The sequence below is a fragment of the Sulfitobacter sp. GN1-4 genome (genome assembly GCF_055693825.1).
Genome location: NZ_JBVFUQ010000003.1, coordinates 1,411,290 through 1,436,851, shown reverse-complemented (window position 1 = coordinate 1,436,851; position 25,562 = coordinate 1,411,290). Strand labels below are relative to the sequence as shown.

The following is a 25,562-nucleotide window of genomic DNA, read 5'->3' as shown; positions in this document are numbered from 1 at the left end:
CTCCGCCCTGCGGGGGGCTTTTTTCGTGCGGTGGAGGGGGACTGGATTGAGCGGTGGCGATTGAGGGGCGCTGGCAGATGGTACTGTGCCGGTCCGGGAGCCGTCTAAGAGGTCACCTGTTTGGAAGGAAGGGGCAGTGGTGCGGGGAGAGGACGAGCCTCAGACCAAACCGGCCTCACGTCACCGAAGGCGGTAGGCCGGTGAGATATGGTGCACCGGAGGAGAACAACCTAGAACCCTCCGAGATGCATTCTATCCTTGAAGAGTTAGAGAACTGGACAGACATTCTCAAGGGAGAGCCGGAAGTTATCCACAAGTTGGCCGCACTAAGGGCTGCTGATGACCAGAGCAGCGATGAAGCTGATCCTTCGGACAACGCCTCCCCTGCCCTTGAGAGTTCCTTATGAGCGCTCTCGGTCAAGATAATGAGCGGGCGCTTGCGGTAAGTTTCCAGAATAAGGCGGCTAAGCGGGCCAAATCGCGGTCTCCGTCTTCTCCGGTAACGTTGCGCATGACACCTGATGAACGCGCCAAGCTGGAAGAGCTTGCCGATGGCATGACGCTCAGCGCCTATATTCGCGCCTGCGTCTTTGCTGAGGAGACGAAACGACGCAAGAAACGTCCGAAAAACACCATTGAGGACAAACGGGCTGCAGCAGAGGCATTGGCTCTGCTGGGGCAATCGCGCATTGCCAGCAATCTCAACCAGCTCGCCTATCACGCAAATGTGGGCGCTCTCATCGTGGGTGACGCTGAGAAAGCACAAATTTCCGAAGCCAATACGCACCTCGCTGCGATCCGCACCCTGCTTATGCAGGCTTTGGGTAAGGAACAGAGGCACAAGTGATACTGGAAGGCAATGAGCGCGGCTATGGAGCCGAACTGGCGCGACATCTTCTGAACCCGCGCGACAATGATCACGTGACCGTTCACGCGCTTGATGGATTCATCGCCGATGATCTCTTTGGGGCCTTTGCTGAAGCTGAGGCCATCTCAGAAGCCACACAGTGCCAAAAGTACCTGTTCTCCTTGTCGCTCAATCCACCTCCCGGCGAAAACGTGTCTGTCGAGGCATTTGAGGCGGCGATTGCTGATGCTGAAAACGCCCTTGGCTTGCAGGGACAGCCCCGCGCCATTGTCTTCCATGAAAAGAACGGACGTCGTCACGCTCATGCGGTGTGGTCACGCATTGATGGCCGCAAGCTCAAAGCGATCACCATGCGCCACTACAAGCGCAAGCTCTTTGGCTTGTCCAAAGAACTCTACCGCACACATGAATGGGATATGCCTGCGGGCTTCAAAGACGGGAAAGACAGAGATCCGCTGAACTTCTCGCGTGAAGAAGCAGGGCAGGCAAAACGGGGCATGCGTGATCCAAAGGCGCTTAAGGCAATGTTCCGCCAGTGCTGGGAGACATCGGATTCCAGAGCTGCCTTTGCTGCCGCTTTAGAAGAACACGGCTTCGTTCTCGCACGCGGTGACCGGCGCGGCTTTGTGGCCGTTGATGGCGCAGGCAAGGTCTGGTCTCTATCGCGCTGGTGCGGGGTCAAGCCAAAGGACATGCGGGCGCGCCTTGGGTCTGAAGCCGAGCTGCCTTCCGTTGAAAGAGCGACCGCACTTGCCAAGAGCTTACCGCGGAAACATGAAGAGGATCCCAGTGCGGCCTTTGAGGCAAAACGTCTTGAGCTTGTGGCCCGCCAGCGCGCCGAACGTGAGACTCTTCTTAAGAAACAAGAACAGCAGCGCTTGAACGACAACGCCGAGCGTCGGTCTCGGTTGCCGCGCGGGCTGCGCGGTCTTCTGGCGCGCGCAACAGGCCAATATGCCAAACTGCTCTCAGCCTTCGAAGAAGAGGTGCGTCAGCGTCAGCAGGAACATCGCGCGGCGCAACAGGCTCTGATCAATCGACATCTGCAAGAACGCCGGGAGCTAAGTCAGGATCTTGCCTGGCAACGGGCTTTGGCGATGTCTCTGCAGCCGCAAGAGACGGCGCAGTCGAAATACAGACTTGTCCTGCCGCCAGAGGTACTGCCCTTCACGAAAGCAGAGTTGCTAAAATCTCCAGAGCTCATCTTGGCGCATGTCTCAGAGAAGCAAGCTGCCTTCACCCGAAACGATGTAACCCGGGCATTGGCTAAGCGTATCTCGGATCCGGAACAGCTTAAGACAGCGACCGGGATGGCTATGGCGTCCTCAGAGGTCATTAGCGTGGGCTTGCTAGATGGTGCAGAACTGTTCACTACCAAGGACTACCAGAAGGCGGAGCGGGCTCTTGATCAGGCTGCAAAGCACATGTCCGCCACTAAGGGCTTTGCTGTTGAGCGCAGGCAACTCATGCTGGCCATCAAATCGCAAGACGAGGAAATGCACCGCGCTTTTGGGGGGCGGTTGAGTGACGAACAGCGCTCCGCTCTCCAACGCGTGCTTGGCGATAAGCAACTCTGCTCAGTGGTGGGCCTCGCTGGTGCAGGCAAGAGCACCATGCTGGCGACGGCCAAGAATGCGTGGGACAGGCAAGAGAGCAAAGTTCACGGCGCGGCCCTTGCCGGAAAGGCAGCAGCAGAGCTGGAGACCGCATCAGGAATTCCCAGTCGGACTCTCGCCTCTTTGGAGCTGTCTTGGAAGAATGGGTATGAGCCTATCGCGCCAGGAGATGTTCTTGTTGTTGATGAGGCTGGGATGATCGGCACAAGGCAGCTCGGCAAGATAGCAAGCAAAATGGACGAGATCGGCGCTAAGCTGGTTCTGGTAGGCGATCCAGATCAGCTGCAACCGATTGAGGCCGGGACGCCTTTCCGCAAGATCGTTGAAACACATGGCGCTGCTAAACTGACCGAAATCCATCGCCAGTGCGCAGAGTGGCAAAGGAGAGCATCTGGTGAGCTGGCGCACGGCGACATCGTCAAAGCCGTCGCGAGATACCAACAAAACGGAGACATCACGCAGGCAAACAGCCGCACAGAGGCCATTGAAGCTCTGGTCGAGAGCTATGCCATGGACATTGCTGCCAATGGACCAGAGAAAACCCGGCTGGCCTTCGCCCATCGGCGCAAAGACGTGCATGCATTGAACCAGGGGATCCGCGAGGCGTTACGCTCAGGCGAAGACGATACACAGGATGTCGTGCTGCGAACTGACACTGGTTTGCGTCCCTTTACCGAGGGCGACCGCATTGTGTTTACGCGCAACGATAAGGCCATTGGCGTGAAGAACGGAATGCTGGGGACAGTGAGAAGCGTTGCGAGCGACGAGCTCCAAGTCGTGCTTGATGGCGATGAAGCGCATTCCGTTAGCTTCGATCCTCAACACTTCCGCTTCTTTGATCATGGGTATGCCGTTACGATCCATAAGTCACAGGGAGCAACAGTTGATCAAGCCTACTTGCTGGCTTCGCGCTCTATGGATGAACATCTTGCCTATGTCGCCATGACCCGACACCGAGATAAGATGAAAATCGCAATAAGTCACACAGACTATCCGCCGTGGATTTATGCCTCAGAGATTGAAAGGAACGAGCAGAACACCAACAAGAGAACTTGGGCTTCGATAGACTATCAAGCCTATTAGCCAAATGAACGAAAGGGCCAACTAGGGTTTGCCAAATTGTATGCTAGATAATTCAACAAGTGCCGGGACTTCACACACTCAACACCCGAACGCCCGAATTAAAACTCTGCAAATTCTCAGATAGTCAGCTCTCCAGAACCTATTATTTAGTCAAATTCCGTGGTTGACTTAAACTATCGGGCGTTCATTCTGGATAAACAGATATGAAGGGGAAAGAAGTGATTAGAGCTTTGTCATTATGTGGTGCCTTGGCGTTGAGCGGATGTTCGTTTACTCCTGCACCGGAAGATATCGGTGGGCGTTTCCTAAAGCCACCAAGAGAAGGGATTGAGGTCGGATCACTTTATTACGTACGCGAAGCGCAAACGAGCGATCTGTCGGTACCCGCCAACCTGGAGAAACTCTGTATCCTGGATCTAGACAATGCGGATGTGACTCTTGAGACACCAAAGAAAGTTGCGGATATTGACCTACTGAAGCGGCTCAACCTCTCAGGCGATTTAGATGGTATTGAAACACAACTATTGGAAGCCGGGCTGGATGGCGGCGTCGAAAAGTACTTCACCTACAAGCTTACAAATGCCTATGCATCATCCATTTCGCTCGTTGATGCTGAAAACGTGTTCAACAATCAGGCGAATAGAACGAAGTGTAGCGGTTGGCGAAAGAACATTTCGAAGCAGGAATGGGCAGCTTATCAGATTTTGGGCGTTACTTCCGGTAATCTAAAGTTTGAAACAAAGTCCGATTTGTCGGCAAGTACCGAAATTTCAGCGGCCTTGAAGATCTTCAAGCCAAAGGTAGAGGCGGCGATAAAATCTGAACTGTCATCAAACTTCGAGGGCAAAGGGCTGGTCGTCAGTTTCCTCCCATTGCCCAGGTAATATCGAATTAAGTCTACTCCGACCTACATAACAGTTGAGGGCTTTTAGAAAGCCTATGAGTAGGTCGGAGTAAGTTTTGGGATCATGATGTCAAACGTGTGGATCATTTATCTAAATAGGTAGAAGTCCATTCTCAGTCTGTCTGTGCTCATAGCCAGATGCTAGACCCGAATGCAATTAGAGAAGCCTTCCTTTAGCGAGGGCAAACGCTCGAGTTCTCCCCGCTACGCACTATCGGTGCATGGTACGCCAATCAAATCCCCTTATAAGGCTTGAACGAATCGCATCTCCACTTATGGTGGTGTATGTAATTGACCACCTTTTAGATCCTGTGTCCTAAAATTTAACTCTTAAAGCCAATTCAAGTCTTGTCGCCTTAAGACACCTCAACTGTGTAACGAGAAAGAGGGCCTTTGATACAATGTTCAAACTATCCCGGAGCGGCAACAACATGCCCGCTGAAGTGCAAAGATGGCAGTATTTTCTACTAAGAAATGGCATTTCACAAGTCGGCGCACTCGATGGAATTTTTGGAAAAAACTCCGAGATAGGCACTAAGATCTTTCAGATGCAAAACGGGTTAACAGCCCATGGGAGAGTAGACGCATCAACCTTGAATGTGGCTAGCACTCAGGGGTACACAATTTTGCCCAGAGACTACTACCAGAAAAGATCATCCTCTAGTTGGCCGGGAAGCCAACAAACATCTCTACTCCGAAGAACTCTTGGCGAAATAGTGCGTTTACATGCTTCGAATTTTTGCAAAAACCACGACCTCCCGTGCATGACGAAGAAGCAATCATAATTAAGGGTTCTTGTGACGGAAAGATTGATGATTGGGAAGATCATTTCATAATCAACTTCTACGACGATCGCCTTAAGTACGCATCCGGCTATAATGGGTACTTCAAGTGCCATCGAGCTGTAGTCCCAAAGCTGAAGATCCTCTTGGACGAATGGGAAAAGGAAGATCTATTGCACCTAGTTATAAACTACGCCGGATGCTTCGTGCCTCGCTATATTCGCGGGAAAGCGCCCCACCCAAAGAAAGGCCATGGAAAGAGGCAGAGTATCAACACTGGTAAACTGAGCAACCACTCTTTTGGGTCCGCGATTGATATCAACACTTACTGGAATGGTTGGAAAATGAACCCTGCCATTTGCGGCCAAAAAGGCTCTGTGAGAGAACTAGCCGAGGTAGCAAACCGGTTCGATTTTTATTGGGGTGGACACTACAACACCTCGAAGGATGGGATGCACTTTGAACTCTCAGGAATCTAAAAAATATACATACCGATGTGCTCCAAGAGCCGAAACAGGTCCAGAATTGATGGCATATTCTGGAACTTAAGTTTCCAACTTATTGTGGAGAAAAGCTGCGAACCACCCAAACGAAGGATTGTTGCATGCCGAAGCTCAAGCTCCTTGCAGTAACACTTTTGATTTCTTTTGCCGGCCAAACCATCGCCTCTACAGTACATGCCTGCGAGGGGACTCATCTAAGTGGAGCTTGGTTTACCGCTATCCGTCCCAGCGGGATGGAACTCAGACCGTCACGAAGCTCGGCGGATGGAAGCGGGGTTATTTCGGCATGGTTGACGTCTGAAGACGGAGCAACAGAGTTCTACCTCTTTTCGCCGCAATGGGGCGGCACCCCATATGAGATTTTCTTGGAGGCTCAGAAGAGAGATGAAGTCACGGTTCTTAAATCCGACAAAATACACGTGGTACAGTTACAGTTGACTTATCGAAATATGGTTGGCCGCTTCACGACCACCGAAACTCTTGACCCTGTATCACACCTCACATTTGGATATCGAAGCCATGACGGGACATTAGATCCAGAATATATTGAAAAATACAAGTGTTTTTCCACATCGATAACTCAGTACGCAGACTAAAATAGGAAAAGAAAGATGGATTTGAGAAAATCAGAATCGCAAGCAATCCAACACGGTCTAAGAAATCTCGGTCTTTATTCCGGGATAATCGATGGAGAACTAGGTTCGGCCTCTATGACAGCAGTCGAAGCCTTCATATTAGCCAATACGAACAGGCTCCCTCAGGACTATGGGGACACATGGCCCAAGAAGCGTAAATTCGTCGTCACGCTCCAGATTCTGTCGCAGGATGCTGGTTTCGATCCTGGAGTGATTGATGGCTGGCTCGGAACCAACACTCGAAATGCGGCAACTCTATATGTCAGATCAATTGATGGCCTGACGATCTTTAACGTCTGGGACGATGAGCCAATTGACGTAAATCCAAACGCTTGGCCTTCAGACAAGACTGCCGACCTTGACGCCTTCTATGGGGAGCCAAGGCTAGGGGATTGTTCGGCAATTGAGTCTCAGTTAGTCAAAGTAAAGAGTCCTTGGAAGATGCCTCTTGACTGGGACATGAGCCAGTCTCGGACTTTCTTTAAAGTCCACAAATTGGTTGAGACCTCCCTGGAACGCGTTCTAACTTCGATTGAATCAAATTACTCACTAGCGGAGATCAAAAGCCTCGGCCTCAACCGATTTTCAGGAGATCACGTTTGTAGACAAATCACAGGAGGGTCTAGGATGTCGACACATGCTTATGGCATTGCAATTGATTTCTATGGATCTAAGAATCAGCTGCGTCGTACGACCCATGACACCCCTCCACCCACCTTAGCGCATTCCGACTGTCAAAAATTTTGGGAAGCCTTTGAAAACGAGGGATGGTACTCTCTGGGACGTTCCGAAAACTATGATTGGATGCATGTCCAAGCTGCCAAGGGTAAGGCTTCAAAGTTCTATCATCACTAGGATCGCTAGCTAGGTTTCGGTGCGCTTTGTTACCTCAAAGCAGATCGCACGTTAGTGGGCTTTGCGGTCAAACGTGGCATGACCGCCTGATTGGAAGCACCACAAGCCAAACGAACACCGAGCTGCACGTGATTTGTGAAACCTAGCAACGGCCCGTGGGCCTAGACAGGCGGGCGTTTCCGTTGCTGCGAAGGCACTCATAAACGGATTGTCAAAGACAGACTAAGGGAGCAGATCATTCCGCACAGCGTCACCAATAACCTAAACAAGTATGCAGTCACTCGTCTCCACCAAGTCTAGAATTCGGTCCATTCGCAAATACTCCACAGAATTCCAGAGCATCCAGTTCACAGTTCTGCGGCTATCTCACCTCTGCTCCATAGGTCATGCATTGTGGCTCTATACTATTACCGGTATTGACGGCTCTAAGAAGACCGGAGAACTGCAATGAACCAACTGGATTGGGCAACATTCAACGAAGAGCCAATGAGAATAGTGACGCCCCACGGCGTAAATCAGTGGCAAGCCAACGCTGTTCCGTTTTTGGTGGACTACGATCTCATGCAGCGCTCTGAAACAGGCGACCCACTTTATCGATGCCGTTATCAGAAACCTGGCACCGATACGCCCTATCTCCTTGTCGAACCTCGTGCCGATAGTGAAATCAGAGTTCTGGCTTTAGTTGGCTGGTATGATGTAGAGGCACATCATGCGGTGAGTGGTGATGGCCGCACCATTCGTCTCAATAATGACGAAACCGTTACGCTGACCTAGCCAAACGACCAAACACCACTCGGTAGGCAATTATTAGATCAGGAAGTCGTCGCGGGACTTCCCGGCGGCTTCCGCTTCTTTGATCCAGTTCGGCTGGCGGCCTTTGCCGGTCCATGTCACTTCCGGGTTCTCCGGGTGCCGGTACTTCGGTTTGGCGACAACCGTCTTCTTGGCTTTAGCTGGCTTTGCCTTCTTTGCTGGCTTCTCAGCTTTGGTGATGTCGCCTAAGTCGAAGCCATGTTCGCGGGCCGCTTTCTGGGCAGCCGCGATTGCCGCTTTCTTATCGCGCTCAATGGTGCGTGCCAATTCACGCTCGACACTGACCTTGAGCTTCTCCAACTCTTTGCGTGTCATTGATTTCAGATCGATGCTCATTTTGCTTCCTGATTTGTTTGAGACGTGTCATCTAATCAGAAAAAGCGGCTAAATCAAATCCAACGCTATATGGGTTGCACTTGTATTTCCAAGTTCAATTTAGCGGGGAGAAGCTGGAGCGGCAAATATTCACGGTCTAATGGAACGTTAGCCGCGTGATATGATGTCCTGATATTTCACGACTGCCCTGACCTCAACGAAATCGCCATCAATGACATAATAGATCGAGTGCTTCTTATAGACGGCGCGGCGATACCCTTGGCGGATGTCATCAACGGCGGGATACATCAACGGGTTTTCACAGATCCGCTCGAACTTACCGAGCATCCCATCAAAGTAGCGATCCGCTTGCGCCTCGCCCCAAGTCGAAAAGCCTTCGGTATAGAGATCATCGAGGTCTTGCCCCGCGATGTTAGTAATGCGGAACGTATAACGGTTCATGAAGCGGTGTTCAGGCGCTCCTTTGCGGCGGCGCGAATATCTTGAGGGCTTCGGTCACTGATACCGCTTTCCTCGGAGGCGATGAGCTTGGCGCGCAGAGCATCGATTTCAGCCATGCGCAGTTCCTTTTCGCGCAAGGCCTCCCGGATCACTTCGCTATCGGATGCATAATGGCCTGAGGCAATTTGCGCTTGAATGAACGCATCCTGCTGATCAGTGACGGTAATGCTCTTTTTGATCATGCTCATCGGACACCTCCAGTTTTGCCTGTCCTACTTTATCCTACCTTACTACATCATCATTTTGCAAATGAAGCGCGGGCAGCCCGTGAGGGCTGCCCGCGAATTTTCTCGCAAGCTCACGTCTGCGCCCACTTTGGATCTATTGGCAAAAGCCCGTTTGGGAGGTGGTTCTTGATATGCGCTTCGATCACGCGGTGTACAAAGCGCTCTACAATCATGCCGGGCTCTGGGGGCACGGATGCCCCGAGAAAGCTCCGATAGCCTGTGGAGCTCAGGAATGGCTTGTCGGTGTCAATCGCCCGCACAGAAAAGCCAAGATACGACATGGAGGTTGCGCCAATGCTAAACATGCCGTTCATCTCTACGGTTGCCCTTAGCCCTGCGTCTAGCAGCTCAAATGAACCGCTCTGCCCCCATAAGGGGATTGCACCCTCTGGTGCGCGTGCTTGCGCGCCTAATTGGCACCCCGGCGCATCCTCTCCTGCAAGAATACCCCATTTGCCACCATTGAGCTTGGCTGCAAGCATTTGTGCTTCCTTCCTGAAGGCAAGGGCGGCATCGAAGTCATTCGCCAACATGGCGGCATGATGCTCAACGATTTGCACGCGGTGATACGGGAGTGCATCCGCCCAGTTATCGGGCAAATGCGCAGTCTCGCGTTCAAACTGGCGAGTTTCATTGCTCTTTGCAGCCTCACCGAGGAGGGCGTCAAAGCCAAGTTGATCAGGGTGCTTGCTCATGCTGCTACCCTCCCCTGCCTTTGCGCTTGAAACCGGGCAACACCAGCAAGCCTTGAACGCGCGACTGCGACATACTGAGGATCAATCTCTATCCCGAGGTAATCCCGGTTGTTCAGGGCTGCGGCGACGGAGGTACTGCCGGAACCGCTGAACGGATCACAGACCAAGTCGCCCGGCCTTGAAAAGCACCGGATCAAGGGGTCAATCACTTCAACGGACTTTTCGGTGGGGTGCCGCCTGTTGCCGGAATAAGCCCAATCCATAACGCTTGGCAGCGGGTGTGTGGGTTTAGACGGGTTACCTTTGGCAAGCACATAGGCACTTTCGTGGCGATACTCAGTATAGCCTTTCCGGGAGGCGTAGCGCTTTTCCCAAACGATATGGCTTACGATCCGCAGCCCTGCGGCCTGCCACGCGGCTGTAAATTGCGGCAAGGCTGACCATCCCGCAAAGCAGATGGAGTAGCTATCCCGCTTCATGGCGCGTGCCATCGGCTCGAACACAGGCATGACGCCGCTTGCGTTGCGATCGTTTCTGAGGCTTCGCCCTGTTCTATCCCGATAGTTCACGAGATAGGGTGGATCGGTCACAACAAGGTCAATTGAGCCCTCCTTCACCTCTTCCAAAACGTGGGCTGCATCTCCTTCAATGATCTGGTTTCTAAACATCTAACTTCCTTTCTGAACACAGGGGTTGCGCATGCAACCCTTGGCCTTCGCCGAGAAGCGGGTGTGCAAGTGGAAGGAAAAATCGACGGCGGGCACAGGACGGCACGTCCGAGCCTCGGGAGACCGTCTATTTTTGCTGAAACGCGCTGAGGGCGGCAGCCCTAAGCCGAACGAGAGAGAGACGCGCGAAGTGTGGAGGCGACATGGAAAAATGAGGTTTGCACCAGCTCTGCTACCTAGTCGCACGGTGCCTACCTTCCCACGAGGTGAGAGTAGCTCTGGAAACATCTCTTTCGGCGAACGCGGGAAGCCGTCAGTCGCTGAGGTTGAAACAAACCATATTTTGAGGGCAATAGCGGATGCTGGCTATCAGACCAGCGGCTAATGACAGCAATTCAGCATTCGGCGATTTCGACGGCGTGTGCTCCCTTTCCAAGGGTGCCTACTTCAACAACCCGTTCAAGTGTTTGAACGCCGCTTCGAAACGCTTCTTTGTATCTTCCGACACCTTCGGCCAGAGCTTAGTGATCTGCTCTGTGAAGTAACGTGCAGGACGATAATGGCCGAACGCACCTGATTTCATTGGATTCTCGTCCAACCACGCTTCAATGGCCCTAAGTGTCCTCGGTTCTTTGGCGTTGAGTTTAGCCGTTGAAATCTTCGACTTGAGTTGGGTGCTGAACTCGCCGTTTACGAGCTCAATGTAGAAGGCGCGATCAAACATGTCCTCAACATCGGCTTCACTGGTGCCGGTGAAGTCGGCGTAAGTCGAGACGTGCTTCTTGCTAAGCAGTTTCTTTTTGTAGAGGTCTTCGATCATTTGTTTGTCGCTGCTCTGAATATCTAGCAACGTCGCGACATTTAGGCCTTTCTGCGAACCAAGAAGCGCTACGAATGTAGGAACCTTGCCGCTACCGCCGACTGGGGTGACTACCCAGTCCTCGGAAAGCCCGACTCCCCCTCACGCTCAAGCTCCGCTGATACGGCGCGCAGATAGAGCATGTCCGCCACACCCTCGACGATCAGGGAATTTGGGCCAATGAAAAGGGTTTGTTGGATTTCGTAGCCCAAGGCACCTTGTAACGGGAAAAGGCTATCGTCCGTCGCATCGAACACGTTGGCCAACACCTTGGTGCCGTCCTCCTCCTTTGGCAGTGCCTCAGTCGCATCGATGCCAAGGTCCTGCACGATGCGGACACGCTCAAATTTGGCCGGTTCAATCATGAACGGTGAGTGCGTAGTATAGAGCAATTGGTGGTTTGATAGTTCTGCGTCAAAGTATCTCAAAAGGTCAGCTTGCGCGCGGCCGTGCAGAGACAGGCCTGGCTCATCGAGCAGTAAGATGACATTTTGTTTCTGGCGCTTCACATCCTCGTACCACGCCAAGAAAGAGAAGAACCATACGAAGCCGCGCGAACGGTTGCTCAAGGGTGTAGTTGCCCAGTGGACAGAATCGTAGACCTCACCCCAAACGTTGACCCCTTGCTGCATCCCTTCGGGATCAGCGGCCTTGGCGTCACGGACATCGAAGCGCATCTGGATATGCCGGTTCTGCGACCAATAGCTCGCGATGCGTTTGGTCAGGTGATTTCCCGCACCTTGCAACTTGTTCTTGAGCTCAACCGTGTTGTTGGCAGCAACGAGATTACGATGATCAAGCCGAGCAAGATTGATCAGGCCGATCAACGGATAGTCTGAATCCAATAGTTGGTCGTTGTCTTCACGGCTGATAAGTGAATCCAGATTAGCTTGCCCCTCCATCTGATAATACTCATCAAAGTAAAGGAATTTCGGAGCGCGCGGCCAAAGTAGTGAATTGAAAACGAAATAATCGAGACCGTTCTCTTGGATTTTCACCACTTTCTTTTTGAGTTCGGCAACTGCCTCAGTTGCTTCTGCCTGATCAAGCACGGATCCAAAGGATGGCCAGTCGACCGCCTGACCCAACGAAGCTTTGAGTTCATCCGATAGTGCGGGACTACCGGCCAGATTTTTGCGGGCGACGCCGTCGTCGCAGTTCAGCGAAAACCTGCTGTTTGCTTTCCCATAGTACGTCTTTCGCGTAAATGTGTTGCTTTTTAGAACCTTTGGACCAAGCACTTTTTCGACTGCGCGTTGATCGTCGTCGTCTAGTTCATATTGGCATTCTACCACGATTGCTTCGTCGCGTTCCTCGCTCTCTACGGCGAATCGATAGTCCTCAACCTCGCGCTTTGGGTAGTCGTAGGTTTCATCAAATTCTGCGTCGCCTTTGCGGATTGGGTTGGTACGATATAGGGCAGTCAGGAGGGTGGTTTTTCCCGCCTCGTTTTTCCCAACAAAGCACGTGGTCTGGTCGTCGACCTTAATTGGGCCAGTGTCCCAGATACTCCGAAACTCGCGGACTCTGAACTCCTTCAGCTTCACTTCAAGCTCTCCAATTCATCCCTTTTTTTGAATGCAACCGATACCGACGCATTGCCTTTCGTTACGAGACCAACGTCTAGACCTGCCTCTATGCCGATATTAAACTCTATCGTATCTAAATCGTAAGGTGAGCTCTCAACAGTGGCTTTTGTGGCAGAAGCAATAGCGGTGAGCTTTTCGACGACAGTGTGCCAAATTTCGGCTAACTCATCGATCTTGGCTACGGCCTTTTCTCCGCCTCCATGTTTTTCGATTGAAAATCGATCTTTGCTGTCGCCTTTTTCGCCGTTAGGGAAAAAATGACTATCTGAAAATCAGTCATGAAACTCGCCTTTCAAGTCGTCTGGGTCTATTCCTGAGAGTTCCGCCGCCTGCCGGATACTAAGTGCAAATCCGTACTCATATGCGTTGTTGTGTTCATCTTCGCACCGGCTCTTTCCCAGATAAACTCCCAATAGATCGCGTTCATCGTCAGCTGGATGCTGAGAACATACAAGAGACCCACTGTCGCCAAGCTGACCATGCTCGTCGATAAGAAAGTGTTCCGGCATAGCTGCGCTTCGCAATTGGGAAAAGGTCTGCAGACTACTCATAACGGTTGCCTGCTCCTTTCCCGACAACCCAAAATGAGCTTCGACGTGCTCACCTTCCTTTGCCCTTCTTGCATCGCCGTTTCCAAGTCGTTGCGGACCGCCACAAGGAAACGATACCACGGCGGTATCTAGTAGTCCGGGAGACATCTTCGTTAATTCCGCCTCTTTAGCGCAGACAGAGCACCAAACTGGAACGGGGTCCCCACTATCAAAGCCATTAACCACGTGGCCCGCTGTCAAACCTCGACTCTCTCCCTCGGTAAGGTAGGTAGCCGCGACATATCCGTTCGGAGCATTTGAGTGCCTTTGTAATTCAGCGACGGTTTGCATGACAGGGACACGATAGCCACCAAAACCCATTTCAATGCTGTCGACAAAGGGGCCCTTCGTCCTCGGGTGCATCTCACCTCGCATAAGCATGACGCCAAATTGAAATCCTTCGTAAGAAGAAAACCACGGGAAGTCCCTCGACGGCTTGCCTTTGGGTGCTCTAAAGACCCCGTGGCAATAAAGCTCGAAGACCTTGCCAATTTCTGAAAAAGGCCGCCTCTTTTTTTGCCATCCATTTGCGATCGTAGTCTTCGCCTCAAAAGGTCTGCCCATATCCCAATTCTACGTGAAGGTTCGGATTGTTCTCTACGTTCTGAACCTCCGCCAAAAGGAATCTCGCGCTTTGGAAGTTCTCGGGGGACCAATCTGTCCAATATCTCATTTGAAATCATCTTATCAGAGCCTCTACGATTGTTGCTTTCCATCGGATACAAATTAGCGCTTCGACACAACTAAAAAGTGGATTCCTGAGTTCGTGCGGCAAGTCCACAACGTTCATTGATTTATCCGTGGTGAAGGTCCGATAGAAACGCAAGCCACCAATGTAACGCGATGGACCAAGGTTGGTTCTGTGCGCTGGCTACCCGTTCGCCAACGGCTCGGGTCGGCAAGAGTAGCGAACAGCCAGAATGCGGGCTGCATCCCCAGCATGTCGAGAAGGTGGCGCAGGTCAGCTCCGGACCGGCCTTAACTGAGGGCGTGGCTTCGCTTGCATCAATAGTGCATTGTTGCTTCACTCTGGCAATAATAGCTTCTGACTTTGAAAAAGTGGCTCAGGAGCTTGGCGACTACAATGTGTAGATTGGGGAGCTTTTCTTTGAAAGAAATTGAGGCCGATGTTCAGTGTTATTTCGCTCGCATATACTATGACGAGCGACAGGGCAATATGATCACGTTCCATACAATTTTTGTAGAGTACGCAGACAAAGAAGGTCGCATCGAACTCCGTCAGCCTTCAATCCTGTCTTACCAACGCCTGAACAACTCCTACCAAAGATCTGAGGGGGTGCCGCTTCCTTTTCTGACAAACGTTGGAGAACTCTGTCTGTTTTGGGAACGAGGCGGTGCAGCCGCAATCCAGCTGCAACTTGCTGAAGCCTGCATTCCTGAACACTTGGAACCAAGACCCATGACAAGCAGCGGATATGGAATGTTCAGCAGCGTCCCTGAGGAAAATTTACAGGCAGCGTTGAGGCGTGCGCCGTCAAAAAAGGCGCGCATGAGGATACTGGAAAGAGACAGCTATAGGTGCCGTGTGTGTGGGCAGAGTCCAAACAACAATGTGAACGTTGAACTGCATGTGCATCATTTGCGCCCTTGGGAAAATTCAGGGGCGACAGTTGAGAGCAATCTGGTGACGTTATGCCATACCTGCCATGGAGGCTTAGACCCTCATTGGAATGCGAAACTTGCTGAACTAATCGAGGACAAAAATAAACTACATGAGCGCTTCAAAACGCCGCCGAAGTTCAACTAATAGTTCGCCTGGATACCTAGAAGTGGTCTTTACATAGACTGCCAGTAGGCAATTCCGGCTGTATCATTTTGTTCGCCATCGCCCACTAGGTCCGATTTGAGGGTGCGGCAACGCAGCATTTGCCCCGATGCTGAGCGTCCGCTATCGGCTGCTTTAGATTGAACTAAGCAGGACTGAGCTGCCTTCTGGATGAGCGAGCCAGTCATACAGATCGCCAGAAGAGACGGAAACGTGGACTTCCTTTGACTGCTTAATCCGATCATCCAGCTCTTTTTTGGCCTCGACCTTCATTTTCTCCAAGTCGATCCTGAACTTTCTGCAGTTTATTACATCTGGTGGACCAAACTCGATGTCCCAATTCTTGCCCTCCTGTCTTTGCTCTTTAACCGGAAACAACAACGTGGCGCTGTGAGAGTGCTCGCCCAGCTCAAACGCCAGATACGCACTAACGTAATCAATCGAGAAGTCCTCAAGAATCCGATCAGTTTGGAAACAGAGGTTCTTTTTGTCTTGGTCAAAAAAACCCGAGAGACTGGCCAAACGCCTGAGATGACGCCATGCTGTTTCTTCGTTTGCTGTTACACCCATGAGGTAGCTGCGACCAGCAATTTGCTCTGCGATCCTACCTCCGGCACCAACGACTCTCGTCCAAACCTCGGGTTCAATTTTCGGACTAATGCTGCCGCTAAAAAGCCTCCCTTGATCGCAAATAACTGCGCAGGAGATTTCACCTGCCGCGTTCCAATTAGCCATCTCAGCCAAAGCGTAGTGATCCCAAAGGGAGCCAGGGGCTATGCACATATTGGCCGTCACCGTTCCACCATCATTTGGGGAAAGCTGTAGATCAAAGAGCGCCGTTTGCACCCTAATTTTGAAGGCTTGGCTTTCTACTGGTACCAATGAAGGTGAATAAAAGTTTGCATCGAGATCTAATGATCTTTGGCCATGTGTAAGGCGTACGCAGCCCTTCCACGGCTTAGGTTGCATTGAAATGCTTGATCCCTGCGTAGGTTGGTCGACGGTTGATGCCGCAATGCCAAAACGCTGATCTTTCAAATCAAAGTGTGCGAGAGGCAATTCTGATAGTGATCCGAGTTGTAGTGCTACAATGTCTTCTTCTGTGACTGAGCTATCAAAGGTGAATTCACCAATAAATCGTGTCTCGCTGTACCCTAGGTCGTCATGCAGAGTCTTCTTTTTTTGAGCATACTCCACACCGTGAGAATCAACTTGAGAGCAGAGCGCTTGAACTAGATCGGTCTGAACGTCAGGGCGTCCTTCAAAAGAGAATTCCATGCGGATTTTGTTTAGGTCCAGACGCTTGTCACGGTAGGCCTCTCGCGCCTTCTTGAGCACCCGTTCAATTTCATCAGACCAAAAATGAATTAGTCGAACTTCCTTCAACTCTTTCTCATCAAATACCATGAGCGCTAGAAAACACGGCAAATCAGTCTTAATCGCCTTTAAGGCATTGGAAAGGCTGACTTTTGCCTTTCGGCCCTTGCTTCTCGTTGATTTTACTTGGACCAAAGCACGTGTAACGCCCTTGCGCAGATCGGCAGGTAATGCCGAACTTTCGTTGGGTTCGACCTCCACAATGTTGTCCCACCCATGGTCATCCTCTTCGGACCTGTTGCAGCTAGCGCCCTGTTGGCTACACAACCGGCTAAACTCTTTTTCGCCTATTCGACCAAGTTTCCGAGAGGGGTTTCCGGACATCTGTTGTGCTCACGTACTGTTCGGGCACTACATGTACGATAAAGTCCAATCTGCTGCTAGCTACGAATTGCACGACCTCTTCTTATGCAGGTTCGGCTTGCGACTTGAGTTCCCGCTCGCGGCGAAGGTCTACAGCTTGATCGCAGCCGCTCTTTAGGTGTTGTCTGGTGAACGTCTCGTATGGGATGTCCTCATCCGCAGATAAGAGATGACTTCACGGCTATCGACCGGATCCAACGTCTATGCATCCCACAATAGGTCACCTGCCAAGCACTTGAAAGTGCGTCATGCCCGCCCTCTGAGAGAGTTCGTTCAGACGACATTTCTGTATTGGGAACAGTCGACAGAATGAGAGGATTTGGGCGGCGGACGGCGATAGCAGCATGAATTCGATCTGATCGATGGCAGCTCTGAGCCGTCGGCTCCAGTCCAGAGATGGGGGATCAAACGGGGGCTTCGCCCCCTTTGCAAGCGTTTTGTATTACAAAACACAGCTTGCCCCCTAAGCTTTAGCTAGAGGCAAGCTGGGTAACACGACATCAAAACGCGCAGGTGCTTCAGCACACAGCTCGCCCCCTAAGCTTTAGCTAGAGGCAAGCTGGGTAACACGACATCAAAACGCGCAGGTGCTTCAGCACACAGCTCGCCCCCTTAGCTTTTAGCTAGAGGCAAGCTGGATCACATGACTGCAAAACGCGCAGGTGCGACAGCACACAGCTCGCCCCCTTAGCTTTTAACTATAGGCAAGCTGGATCACATGACTGCAAAACGCGCAGGTGCGACAGCACACAGCTCGCCCCCTTAGCTCTAGCTAGAGGCAAGCTGGGTCATCCGATGTCAGAGCACGCAAGTGCTTCAATACGCGGTTCGCCCGGAGGTCTATCCTAAATTTATATCACCGCCCAAAAGTCAGAAATCGAGGTGGCTACGAACACAGAAAGTAGCAATTCCGACCTCTCAGTCGTCAATTTTCACAACGTTAGCGCTACCAGTCGTGGCTACACCTTGTCGATTGCACTAAGCTGACGGCACAAAGCTGCTCTGCTGGACAACAAAACGAAACCACTACCAAAGTTTGAGGGGGCTATGGCCTTAGACAGTTCGTCAGTAATTGGCACAAAAGTCGTTCGGGAAGTGATGCCCGAAGACTATTCGTCTATCCTAGATATTCTATCGAGATACACAGTTCAAAGTAGTCAACAGTTAGAGGATATTCTGGGGGACGGTCAAAATCTACAACACTCTGCCCACAGAAAATCCTATTGGCGAACACCTTTGTCCACATTGACTGCTAAAGTTGCGGAGTTTATTAAGCCGAATAACGCGTTTCCCCAACTAGTGACTGGATCAAACACTGTTGGTTCTCTAAAATATAAGCGGTTCCTTGACGGAACCCGAACATCCTTTGAAACCCTGCCAGACGATGGTTCAGAGATCAGCGCCAAAGAAGCTGATATGATTCTTACCCGGTTTGAGTTCCAATTTCTAATTGAGCCCAGTTCAGGGCGTGCCGCATCTTGCTTCGAAAATCACATAAATTACATAATAGGATCTTCAGAAGAGCTTAACCCAATACAGCTAAGAGTTATTTCTCAGCTATGCAGAGTGGCGACAAAACGTCCCGCTCCAACCCTTTTGATGGCTCACTATGTAATGAACTACCTCAATGAGCCCCAGGCTTTAAGAGCAATCTTGACTGCTAGCTATTGGTCGAAGTACAGGAACATATCTCGCGTCGCAGAAAAAGCCGGTGTTATTGGAGCAAAGTACTTGTCTCCGGGGCGCATCAACAGAATCCTACTCGTGGGCGTTTCCCGAGCCCAGATCGCTTTAGCAATGGAATTATGCGCACTCGATAGCCATAATGTAGAATTTTTTTGCTGGGGCGATATCTCCACCAGTTCCGATAAGATACATCACTGGAAAATCTATAGAGATGCAGGCTTAAGCATTGACCCCCTCGACCTTTCAGAAATATCCACAATGGAGTTTTCACTTGTCTTAACTGCGACGAAGCTTTGGACCACCTCAAAGCAAGGACGCATGCGAGCATTCGTAGACAAAGCAGCGATAACACTCATTCGCTCGATACGCCGGACTTCTAACGATACATCATCGAACTACAATCCTCCAATCATCGCGGTTTCAGGATTATTCAAGTTTTGGCCGCGTGAATTTAGGAAGTATTACCACGATCTCTACAAGAACAGCGGCAGAACCGCTGACCTAGAAGATATATTCCCGCTGCCTCAAAGCACAGAGGCCATCGTATTTGAACGCTCAGTATTGGATGTTGGCAAGTTGTACCGAGATGCACTGCGCATGAACCGTGGTTCGAGTGAAGTTATTCTGGATATTCTATCCGACAGGCAACCAATTGGAAGCGCTTCAAAAAACGATAGAGCCTTCGATAGACTGCTAGCGAACTTTGTTTCAAGCGAGAGAATTAATGTAGCGGACAAAAAACTTGGGGATATCTCAAATTATCTTTTGGAAAATCGCTCACAGCTAGATTTTCTTGATAGTCTCATTTCTCGAGCTGAAGGAGATAAGAATGCCCCCGATGGTACTATGTTGAAATATCGCGAGATGTTTGGAAACGCTGCACAAGAAAATGCTGTTGAAGCACCAGCACTTGAAGACTTTATAGAGAAAATTCGCAAACTTCTTGATGACGATAACATACCAGACATAAAAGACAAACGAGCAGTCGCATATGAATCTCTGGTAAAGTTTCAAGATAGTATGATACAAGCTGACAGCATTGACGAAGTAGAAACTGAACTACACCAGTCGTACTACTTGTCGGTAGCTATTTACGTTACCGACTGGATTAATGACAACGATTTGAAGAACTCCGACAAATTGGATGATACAATAGAAAGAGCGATTTCGTTAACCAAAAATCTTTTTGGTGAAAAGTCGCCTCATTCCCCAAGAATCGAAATTTAGACTGCAGAATGTGGCCTAAGCGCCAAAACACCTATGCGGTCTTTTGCAGGATAAACGCATTTACCATACAACGCCATTACTAGTATCCATGAGCAACAATCAAGTGAATTTTCTATTGAATTTCTTTTCTTAAATTCGTCGTAGCCTTCTGCACCAGTCAACCTTTGCTTGGTAACTCTGCCCTCGGGAGACAACAAATGGCTCGATATGGCAACTTTCCATAGTATCAGTGCATCTTCCGAGTCCTTTTGTATTGAAATTAATGATCGATCAGTTCGCAATACATGTTTGCATATATCTCGCTCCCAATCCTGCCCACTCAAGTAATGCTGATAGAAGCCCGTCTGCCTAGCGATATCTTCTGCTTCACGACACATTCCATGATTTACGGTAAATCTTAGGCAAGTCTCATCAACATTCATATTATACAAATCTCTTAATGATGCTCGCCGCCAGCACCATAAACAGACCCATTGCTGTCACCACACCAAACGAGACCAGGGTTCGTATTTCTTCATGCCAACTATAAAAATTCGAAACTCCAGTCCTAATTTGACACCATGGTAACGCGCCAGCATTGGCAATAAACTCAATTAGTGTTCCCAATCCGGCCAAACTAGAAAGGGGCAAGCTTATCCTATTTGTGAAGCTGTCAATGGCTTCCAATCGCTTCTCCCGTCTGTGGGTTGGCACCATTTCGTCACTCATTCTCTGCTCCATATTTACTTGTAGCGATGCTTGGAGGTACCAGGCAAAATCATAATCTATATCATAGGGGGTTAGCGGAATGGCCTCAAAGGATTAACAATTGCTAAGCAGAGGCGGAAACAGAAATTGAGTTTAGCAGGAACAATTAAGCCTCAGTTCTTCGATTAGATCATTTCTGTTTCTATAATAATCCAAAATGCCTGGCAAACCCTCAGTGCGCACTTCATTATAGCAAAATCTTGGCCACGGCGCTCGTAAGCTCTGGTTTATATGATGTATTTTCAAAATAAAGCAACACTCTCTCGAACTTGTCAATGAGTTGAAAGTCCCAATTTTGCAATGAACTATCAACATATGGTAAAATTTTCAGATGGCACTACATAGCTCTTCTATTTTCGCCCAATTTAATAGGGTTTCGGTCTCTGCTCAAAAAGTGAAGTCGGAGCTCGATGGCTGGAACGCGGCGCTGTCTGGGATGGATACGGGGCGGAACAGTAACCATTTGATTCAGGCGGATGTGGACGCCCCGACCAATCCGAAACGCAAAGACAACGCCAAATCCGATGATCTGGTTGATCTCATCCTAACCCAAGCCGCGTATGATGCGCTGTTTGCCGACACCATGACCAGAATCCAAGAGGCCGAGACGGCTGTTGATCAAGTGTTAGAGCTTGTCGCTGCGCGTTTGTCGCAAGACGAAGCCCAGCTTGATGCAATGATTGAGCGCCTGCCCGAGACGGAAACCGGCCTCAAGGTCGCCAAGTCTGACAAAGACGATCTTGTATACACACTTGATGGGGTTCAGATCGAACCCGATGAGGCAGCCGTAATCCCGTTCACGGGGCATGAAGCATCTCTCGAGGAGATCCTTGAGCAACAGGAAGCAGTTGAGCAGTTGCGGTTAATTCAAGATCAAGCCATCGCAGATCAGCACCGCCTTGGCGAGATCCGAGAAGAGATGGGCGAAGAACCGCGTAGCAATCGCGTCGATGAACTCAAAGACGAAGTCCAAGGCATCAGAGACCGAACAGACGCGAGCCTTAGAAGCTTCGAAGCCAGTCACAGCACACGGGAGATCGTCGCCGCAAATACCGTGGCTGTCGCAATACCAGAGATCTAAACTAAGGTCCTTAGCTGTCGGCCCGTTTGAATTTTCCGCAGGCCTTTTCGACAACGGCAAGGATGATTGCCTCTGGAGTGAATTCATCCAGTTCGTGCATTTTTGCGATGATTTCTGTTTGCCTGTCTTTTTGGGTCTCGGCGGAAGCAAGATACCAGCCGTCAATGCAGGTCGCGATCTTAGGCGCAGTTTGCGCAGCCACCACTCCGATCATGATGATGCTGTTGCCTACATGCGCATGCTGAGCGTCCTTGTTCCAACTCAAGAACTGTTCCATCTGCTTTGACGGCTCCGCCTGCGCGCTGTTAGCCCCTGAAACAGCCAGTCCAGTCGATAGAATCACTGCCGTTACGCACCGTTTCGTATGGTATTTCAGAGCCTGTTTTGCCCTGTTACAAAATTGGTAATAGTGTTCTTCTACTTGAAATCACTGTAGAATTTTGTCATGCTCTTGGCAAGAGACGACCACGTTCGTCCACGGACGATCCGAAAAATCAAATGAAATCAGAAGGTGTGTCATGGTGATACAGAATTACCAATTCTGTACCCGTTGATGAGCGCCATTTTGGAGGAATTTGATGGCTGGGAATGTGTTTGAAGCCGAAGTGATGTCGCTGTTCACCGATGAGGGTGAGCGGAAATATCTCAACGCCATGGAGCGCAAGCGGTTCTATCGCGCGCGAAAGGTCATTGCGGATCGATCTGAGCGAACCTTTGTCGAGCTAATCTTCTGGACGGGGTGCCGGATCAGTGAGGCACTGCAGCTCACGGTGATGCGGGTCAATGTCGAAGAGGCCTTTGTCGTCTTCAAAACCCTTAAACAGCACGGCAAGAACAAGGATCGCAAGTTCCGCGTGGTTCATGTGCCCCGGCGTTTCATGCGCGATTTGGAGCGGGCGCATCGGGATCGAGGCCTGGCGAATGTTGGTTGCCCCAAGTCCCGTACGCGGCTGTGGAGCTTTGGGCGACAGAAAGGCTGGCGGCTGGTCTGTCAGGTCATGGCAAAGGCCGGAATATCTGGACCCAGAGCCACGCCACGCGGACTGCGTCACAGCTTTGGCGTTCACTGCATCCTGAATGGTATCCCGGAGCTGCGCTTACAGGACTGGATGGGGCACACCAGCCTCGCCACGACCTCCATCTATGCCAAGGCAATTGGGGCGGAGGATCGCTACCTCATCAAACGAATTTGGCGGATGTGAGGGTAGCGATGACAGATACAGCAAACACCATCACACTATCGCAGGCGGAAGCCGATAAGATCACAGATGCGCTCATCGACGCCATGGCGGTCTTGGACCACGGCAACGATGAATATTCAGCGTTGGAAGCCGCCAGCCTGATCGTGCACCAGAAATCCACGCAAAACTGAACCCCAGAAACAGGAGGAAACCTCATGGGATGGTATGAAAGAGAGAAAGATACTCCCGGCTCGTTGGCTAACCAGCATCACGAAGGCATGATGAACATTGGGAAAACGCATGCACCATCACCGGTACCACCAGAGACGCCTGATAAGCCTATCAAGACTGAGAAAAAGGGTATGAGTGGGACTGCAATCCTTAGCTGGATTGTCGCCTTGCTGATCTTCGGTGCCATTCTTGGTGGTTAGCCTTATTGGTACATAAGGGATCGATGTGCCTATGCGCCCATTGCATCCAGGGTGGTTTGCAATTCTTTTGCACGGTTTTCCAAAGCCGTTACCTGCTGCGGCATTCGGCGTTTCAGCGCCCCCAAATTTGCAGCTGAAACGCCGGAAATGGTACAATGAATAGATGATTGGGGACATCTTCGAGGAAATCAGAAATCGGGCGGAATATGTTGCTGACGTGCGCGAACACGTGGCTCAGGTCTTGGATGCGTTTCAGGCGGATGCGGCGGCGCGTGGATCCGAAATTTCTCTAAACCTTGATACTGCGGGTCCGTCCGGCGCGGCCATCGAGTTGACTGAGAAATCTTCTCAATCAAACAGCCGGATCTATGCCGAAATCAACACAACAGGGGATGTCGTGATATGGCGGCAAAATGATCTGGACGGTCTTCCAGAAGCAGTCGAAAGCGAGCGTCGCGCTTTAGATTTAACGAAAGACGCGATCTCCACGGCTGCCGATGTGTTGCTCATTCTTGCCGACGATCATTTGGGCTATGTCGGATCATCCCTAGAGAGTTTCTTGGGAAGACAGGCAAAGACAGGCCTCAAAACGGCGTTTGATCCTAGCCTAGAGCCATGACATCGCGAGCGTTACTCACAGGGATGGGTAATACGCCCGCCATATCCATCTTCTAAGTTGTCCAGTGATACATAGTCGCCGTTCGATAGAATGACGCCTTCGGTTCGGGGCGATGCATCAAATTCCCGCGTCGACCCGTCCAAAAGCTCGATCTCAAACACGACCCTGATCCCTCTTCCGACCTCAAAGCCCAATTCTTCTTCTGAGACGCAAAGCGGCAAAGGAGCATTTGGCTCACAGATGTCCCTTGAGATCTCATAGTCGTCAAAACCTGAGATCAAACGCGCGCCGGTGACGGGGAACGAACAGAGCGCGCTGAACAGCAGGTTACGTTGGACAGCGCAAAGGTCCTGAACGCAGGATACACTTCGGTGGATCGTGTCGTTCGAGAAACTTTGATCGAAAGAATTGATCTCTCTTTGTATCGCGGCGTCACGTTGATCCGTCAGGTCATATTCCTCGAGGAGCTTGTTTTCGCCCATCTGATGCAGAACGTTGACCTGGAACGGTCCCTGAGGTGATAGCGAGCGGTCGTCAACTTTATCACTTGGATCAAAGGGAGCCAGTGAATCGCGGAACCGGGTATAGTCGACGCTTATCACCGGGCGAGATGTTGATACTTGCAAGTCTCTCAGAAAGAGTCTGCCCTTTGATACGGAAAAGAGCGCTTTTGGTGGATGCCACCGCACCGGTTCTGCAATCGGAGGTTTTTGAACAGAAGCGTTCCGTCCTCTTGCAGTTCACCGCCTTTGGGGACGCTGGCCGTGGTGGCAGGTTCAGCGACAACGACCGGCTCCGCTTCGGCCTGCTCTGGTTCATCTTCCGCTCTAAAGTCTCCGCGCAACCAGAGCCCTGCTAAGATGAGCGACAAAAGCGCGGCACCAGCTAACCGTGAAAGTGCCCTGCTCGCTGTTTCGGTTTCTGGGTTTTGACTAAAGGCCTGAGGTGTTGAAGAGGACCGCTCCGAAGTGCGCTGCTCGCCGCTATTGTAACCCCCTAGTTGCTCCTCGGTAACAGCTAGTGCCGCCTCTTCATCTGGTTGGTCCGTCTTGCCCTCAGGCTCGTCGGCTAAGCTGTCTGATTGCGGATCTTGGTCATTGGTTGATGTTTTATGAGCTGTCTTTTGCTGTTCGGAGACCCAAGCCTCAAAATCCAAGACTTCTGTTTCTTTGTCGATGCCCTCCAAGAAGTAATACAGAACCTTATGAAGATCGTTGACCGCTTTCGGTTTTCTGATCTCGCCTTTGGTCACTCGCTGAACGGTTCTTGTGTCTACGCCCCAGGCTTCTGCTGCACCGACAACCGTGTTTCTTGGGCTGCGCTCACGCAGGTAGTTTAGGTATGCGCCAAACAAAACCTGCTGTTTTCCATCCGGATCTTCGTAGACGCGCCTGATTAAGTCTTTGTAATCGTTCACACTCACTGTCTCTGTCACCCTGACAGAGGGTGACAGTCACCCTCCAACCTCTATCGAACCACCCGAGTTTTGTTCAGCCTAATACGCAAGTTCCGCTCCCGGAACCCCGCGTTTGTAGGAGGC

At 50.9% G+C, this 25,562-nt stretch carries 28 protein-coding genes; 15 read left to right on the top strand and 13 right to left on the bottom strand.

Annotation, left to right across the window (positions count from 1 at the left end; translation table 11 throughout):
• Positions 1-403 precede the first annotated feature (403 nt).
• The 8 genes from ACZ1HM_RS07555 to ACZ1HM_RS07520 all read left to right on the top strand — a co-directional run bounded on the left by ACZ1HM_RS07555 (position 404) and on the right by ACZ1HM_RS07520 (position 8,020).
• The gene (locus ACZ1HM_RS07555) at positions 404-847 is read left to right on the top strand and encodes a plasmid mobilization protein (protein ID WP_472742236.1); all 444 of its coding nucleotides are present in this window, start codon (positions 404-406) and stop codon (positions 845-847) included.
• A complete protein-coding gene (locus tag ACZ1HM_RS07550) occupies positions 844-3,567 on the top strand; it encodes an AAA family ATPase (protein WP_472742235.1) in 2,724 nt (907 codons plus the stop codon). Before ACZ1HM_RS07555 ends, ACZ1HM_RS07550 begins: the two co-directional genes overlap by 4 nt.
• Before the next feature lie 203 nt (positions 3,568-3,770).
• Positions 3,771-4,451, top strand: a complete 681-nt coding sequence (locus tag ACZ1HM_RS07545) for a hypothetical protein (protein WP_472742234.1) — start codon at positions 3,771-3,773, stop codon at positions 4,449-4,451.
• A 421-nt stretch (positions 4,452-4,872) separates the two neighbouring features.
• On the top strand, positions 4,873-5,256 hold the full coding sequence (locus tag ACZ1HM_RS07540; protein WP_472742233.1) for a peptidoglycan-binding domain-containing protein: 384 nt from the start codon (positions 4,873-4,875) through the stop codon (positions 5,254-5,256).
• Positions 5,232-5,732 carry a M15 family metallopeptidase gene (locus tag ACZ1HM_RS07535; protein ID WP_472742232.1) on the top strand — a complete coding sequence of 167 codons (501 nt, stop codon included), beginning with the start codon at positions 5,232-5,234 and terminating at the stop codon, positions 5,730-5,732. Before ACZ1HM_RS07540 ends, ACZ1HM_RS07535 begins: the two co-directional genes overlap by 25 nt.
• A 125-nt stretch (positions 5,733-5,857) precedes the next feature.
• Complete coding sequence (locus ACZ1HM_RS07530) at positions 5,858-6,352, top strand: hypothetical protein (RefSeq protein ID WP_472742231.1); 495 nt, start codon at positions 5,858-5,860, stop codon at positions 6,350-6,352.
• A gap of 15 nt (positions 6,353-6,367) precedes the next feature.
• Entirely contained in the window at positions 6,368-7,246 is an 879-nt protein-coding gene (locus tag ACZ1HM_RS07525; protein ID WP_472742230.1) for a peptidoglycan-binding domain-containing protein, read from the top strand.
• Positions 7,247-7,693: 447 nt separating this feature from the next.
• On the top strand, positions 7,694-8,020 hold the full coding sequence (locus ACZ1HM_RS07520; RefSeq protein ID WP_472742229.1) for a hypothetical protein: 327 nt from the start codon (positions 7,694-7,696) through the stop codon (positions 8,018-8,020).
• 33 nt (positions 8,021-8,053) lie between these two features.
• Here the strand turns inward: ACZ1HM_RS07520 and ACZ1HM_RS07515 are convergent, their stop codons facing one another.
• From ACZ1HM_RS07515 to ACZ1HM_RS07480, 8 genes are all read right to left on the bottom strand, one after another.
• Positions 8,054-8,395, bottom strand: a complete 342-nt coding sequence (locus ACZ1HM_RS07515; protein WP_472742228.1) for an H-NS histone family protein — start codon at positions 8,393-8,395, stop codon at positions 8,054-8,056.
• 147 nt (positions 8,396-8,542) lie between these two features.
• Positions 8,543-8,836, bottom strand: coding sequence for a type II toxin-antitoxin system RelE/ParE family toxin (locus ACZ1HM_RS07510; protein WP_472742227.1), 294 nt, complete (start codon positions 8,834-8,836; stop codon positions 8,543-8,545).
• Positions 8,833-9,084 (bottom strand): type II toxin-antitoxin system ParD family antitoxin, encoded by a 252-nt coding sequence (locus ACZ1HM_RS07505; RefSeq protein ID WP_472742226.1) that lies wholly within the window; start codon positions 9,082-9,084, stop codon positions 8,833-8,835. The genes ACZ1HM_RS07510 and ACZ1HM_RS07505 overlap by 4 nt, the downstream gene beginning before the upstream one ends.
• Before the next feature lie 110 nt (positions 9,085-9,194).
• Entirely contained in the window at positions 9,195-9,818 is a 624-nt protein-coding gene (locus tag ACZ1HM_RS07500) for a hypothetical protein (protein WP_472742225.1), read from the bottom strand.
• Positions 9,815-10,486: a DNA methyltransferase gene (locus ACZ1HM_RS07495; protein ID WP_472742224.1), complete on the bottom strand. Its 672-nt coding sequence runs from the start codon at positions 10,484-10,486 to the stop codon at positions 9,815-9,817. The genes ACZ1HM_RS07500 and ACZ1HM_RS07495 overlap by 4 nt, the downstream gene beginning before the upstream one ends.
• A 442-nt stretch (positions 10,487-10,928) precedes the next feature.
• Positions 10,929-11,336, bottom strand: a complete 408-nt coding sequence (locus ACZ1HM_RS07490; protein WP_472742223.1) for a hypothetical protein — start codon at positions 11,334-11,336, stop codon at positions 10,929-10,931.
• Positions 11,337-11,416: 80 nt separating this feature from the next.
• Positions 11,417-12,892, bottom strand: coding sequence for an AAA family ATPase (locus ACZ1HM_RS07485; RefSeq protein ID WP_472742222.1), 1,476 nt, complete (start codon positions 12,890-12,892; stop codon positions 11,417-11,419).
• Positions 12,893-13,206: 314 nt separating this feature from the next.
• Entirely contained in the window at positions 13,207-14,088 is an 882-nt protein-coding gene (locus ACZ1HM_RS07480) for a hypothetical protein (protein ID WP_472742221.1), read from the bottom strand.
• A gap of 544 nt (positions 14,089-14,632) precedes the next feature.
• Between ACZ1HM_RS07480 and ACZ1HM_RS07475 the strand changes: the two genes are divergently transcribed.
• Positions 14,633-15,292, top strand: coding sequence for an HNH endonuclease (locus tag ACZ1HM_RS07475; protein ID WP_472742220.1), 660 nt, complete (start codon positions 14,633-14,635; stop codon positions 15,290-15,292).
• A gap of 153 nt (positions 15,293-15,445) precedes the next feature.
• Here ACZ1HM_RS07475 and ACZ1HM_RS07470 read toward each other — a convergent pair whose 3' ends face one another.
• Entirely contained in the window at positions 15,446-16,888 is a 1,443-nt protein-coding gene (locus ACZ1HM_RS07470; RefSeq protein WP_472742219.1) for a hypothetical protein, read from the bottom strand.
• A 1,209-nt stretch (positions 16,889-18,097) separates the two neighbouring features.
• On the opposite strand from ACZ1HM_RS07470, the gene ACZ1HM_RS07465 reads away from it, so the two are divergent.
• The gene (locus ACZ1HM_RS07465; RefSeq protein ID WP_472742218.1) at positions 18,098-19,963 is read left to right on the top strand and encodes a hypothetical protein; all 1,866 of its coding nucleotides are present in this window, start codon (positions 18,098-18,100) and stop codon (positions 19,961-19,963) included.
• 423 nt (positions 19,964-20,386) lie between these two features.
• Here the strand turns inward: ACZ1HM_RS07465 and ACZ1HM_RS07460 are convergent, their stop codons facing one another.
• Positions 20,387-20,671 carry a hypothetical protein gene (locus ACZ1HM_RS07460; RefSeq protein WP_472742217.1) on the bottom strand — a complete coding sequence of 95 codons (285 nt, stop codon included), beginning with the start codon at positions 20,669-20,671 and terminating at the stop codon, positions 20,387-20,389.
• A gap of 370 nt (positions 20,672-21,041) precedes the next feature.
• Between ACZ1HM_RS07460 and ACZ1HM_RS07455 the strand changes: the two genes are divergently transcribed.
• Positions 21,042-21,791 (top strand): hypothetical protein, encoded by a 750-nt coding sequence (locus tag ACZ1HM_RS07455; protein WP_472742216.1) that lies wholly within the window; start codon positions 21,042-21,044, stop codon positions 21,789-21,791.
• 10 nt (positions 21,792-21,801) lie between these two features.
• Here the strand turns inward: ACZ1HM_RS07455 and ACZ1HM_RS07450 are convergent, their stop codons facing one another.
• The gene (locus ACZ1HM_RS07450) at positions 21,802-22,068 is read right to left on the bottom strand and encodes a hypothetical protein (protein ID WP_472742215.1); all 267 of its coding nucleotides are present in this window, start codon (positions 22,066-22,068) and stop codon (positions 21,802-21,804) included.
• Between the two features lie 313 nt (positions 22,069-22,381).
• Between ACZ1HM_RS07450 and ACZ1HM_RS07445 the strand changes: the two genes are divergently transcribed.
• The 4 genes from ACZ1HM_RS07445 to ACZ1HM_RS07430 all read left to right on the top strand — a co-directional run bounded on the left by ACZ1HM_RS07445 (position 22,382) and on the right by ACZ1HM_RS07430 (position 24,022).
• Entirely contained in the window at positions 22,382-22,993 is a 612-nt protein-coding gene (locus ACZ1HM_RS07445) for a tyrosine-type recombinase/integrase (protein ID WP_472742214.1), read from the top strand.
• An 8-nt stretch (positions 22,994-23,001) separates the two neighbouring features.
• Complete coding sequence (locus tag ACZ1HM_RS07440) at positions 23,002-23,163, top strand: hypothetical protein (RefSeq protein ID WP_472742213.1); 162 nt, start codon at positions 23,002-23,004, stop codon at positions 23,161-23,163.
• A gap of 24 nt (positions 23,164-23,187) precedes the next feature.
• Positions 23,188-23,403 carry a hypothetical protein gene (locus ACZ1HM_RS07435; RefSeq protein ID WP_472742212.1) on the top strand — a complete coding sequence of 72 codons (216 nt, stop codon included), beginning with the start codon at positions 23,188-23,190 and terminating at the stop codon, positions 23,401-23,403.
• A 163-nt stretch (positions 23,404-23,566) separates the two neighbouring features.
• Positions 23,567-24,022: a hypothetical protein gene (locus ACZ1HM_RS07430; RefSeq protein ID WP_472742211.1), complete on the top strand. Its 456-nt coding sequence runs from the start codon at positions 23,567-23,569 to the stop codon at positions 24,020-24,022.
• Positions 24,023-24,033: 11 nt separating this feature from the next.
• Here ACZ1HM_RS07430 and ACZ1HM_RS07425 read toward each other — a convergent pair whose 3' ends face one another.
• Together ACZ1HM_RS07425 and ACZ1HM_RS07420 are read right to left on the bottom strand one after the other, a co-directional pair.
• Positions 24,034-24,648: a hypothetical protein gene (locus ACZ1HM_RS07425; protein ID WP_472742210.1), complete on the bottom strand. Its 615-nt coding sequence runs from the start codon at positions 24,646-24,648 to the stop codon at positions 24,034-24,036.
• Positions 24,649-24,653: 5 nt separating this feature from the next.
• Entirely contained in the window at positions 24,654-25,439 is a 786-nt protein-coding gene (locus tag ACZ1HM_RS07420) for a hypothetical protein (RefSeq protein WP_472742209.1), read from the bottom strand.
• Positions 25,440-25,562: the final 123 nt, after the last annotated feature.

What these genes read in the sequence shown, in the direction of transcription:
- ACZ1HM_RS07505 (WP_472742226.1), bottom strand. Translation starts at nt 9,084, where the DNA reads ATGAGCATGATCAAAAAGAGCATTACCGTCACTGATCAGCAGGATGCG.
- ACZ1HM_RS07500 (WP_472742225.1), bottom strand. Translation starts at nt 9,818, where the DNA reads ATGAGCAAGCACCCTGATCAACTTGGCTTTGACGCCCTCCTCGGTGAG.
- ACZ1HM_RS07545 (WP_472742234.1), top strand. Translation starts at nt 3,771, where the DNA reads ATGAAGGGGAAAGAAGTGATTAGAGCTTTGTCATTATGTGGTGCCTTG.
- ACZ1HM_RS07455 (WP_472742216.1), top strand. Translation starts at nt 21,042, where the DNA reads ATGGCACTACATAGCTCTTCTATTTTCGCCCAATTTAATAGGGTTTCG.
- ACZ1HM_RS07480 (WP_472742221.1), bottom strand. Translation starts at nt 14,088, where the DNA reads ATGGGCAGACCTTTTGAGGCGAAGACTACGATCGCAAATGGATGGCAA.
- ACZ1HM_RS07540 (WP_472742233.1), top strand. Translation starts at nt 4,873, where the DNA reads ATGTTCAAACTATCCCGGAGCGGCAACAACATGCCCGCTGAAGTGCAA.
- ACZ1HM_RS07495 (WP_472742224.1), bottom strand. Translation starts at nt 10,486, where the DNA reads ATGTTTAGAAACCAGATCATTGAAGGAGATGCAGCCCACGTTTTGGAA.
- ACZ1HM_RS07435 (WP_472742212.1), top strand. Translation starts at nt 23,188, where the DNA reads ATGGGATGGTATGAAAGAGAGAAAGATACTCCCGGCTCGTTGGCTAAC.
- ACZ1HM_RS07430 (WP_472742211.1), top strand. Translation starts at nt 23,567, where the DNA reads ATGATTGGGGACATCTTCGAGGAAATCAGAAATCGGGCGGAATATGTT.
- ACZ1HM_RS07515 (WP_472742228.1), bottom strand. Translation starts at nt 8,395, where the DNA reads ATGAGCATCGATCTGAAATCAATGACACGCAAAGAGTTGGAGAAGCTC.
- ACZ1HM_RS07450 (WP_472742215.1), bottom strand. Translation starts at nt 22,068, where the DNA reads ATGGAACAGTTCTTGAGTTGGAACAAGGACGCTCAGCATGCGCATGTA.
- ACZ1HM_RS07465 (WP_472742218.1), top strand. Translation starts at nt 18,098, where the DNA reads ATGGCCTTAGACAGTTCGTCAGTAATTGGCACAAAAGTCGTTCGGGAA.
- ACZ1HM_RS07555 (WP_472742236.1), top strand. Translation starts at nt 404, where the DNA reads ATGAGCGCTCTCGGTCAAGATAATGAGCGGGCGCTTGCGGTAAGTTTC.
- ACZ1HM_RS07460 (WP_472742217.1), bottom strand. Translation starts at nt 20,671, where the DNA reads ATGAGTGACGAAATGGTGCCAACCCACAGACGGGAGAAGCGATTGGAA.
- ACZ1HM_RS07520 (WP_472742229.1), top strand. Translation starts at nt 7,694, where the DNA reads ATGAACCAACTGGATTGGGCAACATTCAACGAAGAGCCAATGAGAATA.
- ACZ1HM_RS07525 (WP_472742230.1), top strand. Translation starts at nt 6,368, where the DNA reads ATGGATTTGAGAAAATCAGAATCGCAAGCAATCCAACACGGTCTAAGA.
- ACZ1HM_RS07510 (WP_472742227.1), bottom strand. Translation starts at nt 8,836, where the DNA reads ATGAACCGTTATACGTTCCGCATTACTAACATCGCGGGGCAAGACCTC.
- ACZ1HM_RS07530 (WP_472742231.1), top strand. Translation starts at nt 5,858, where the DNA reads ATGCCGAAGCTCAAGCTCCTTGCAGTAACACTTTTGATTTCTTTTGCC.
- ACZ1HM_RS07440 (WP_472742213.1), top strand. Translation starts at nt 23,002, where the DNA reads ATGACAGATACAGCAAACACCATCACACTATCGCAGGCGGAAGCCGAT.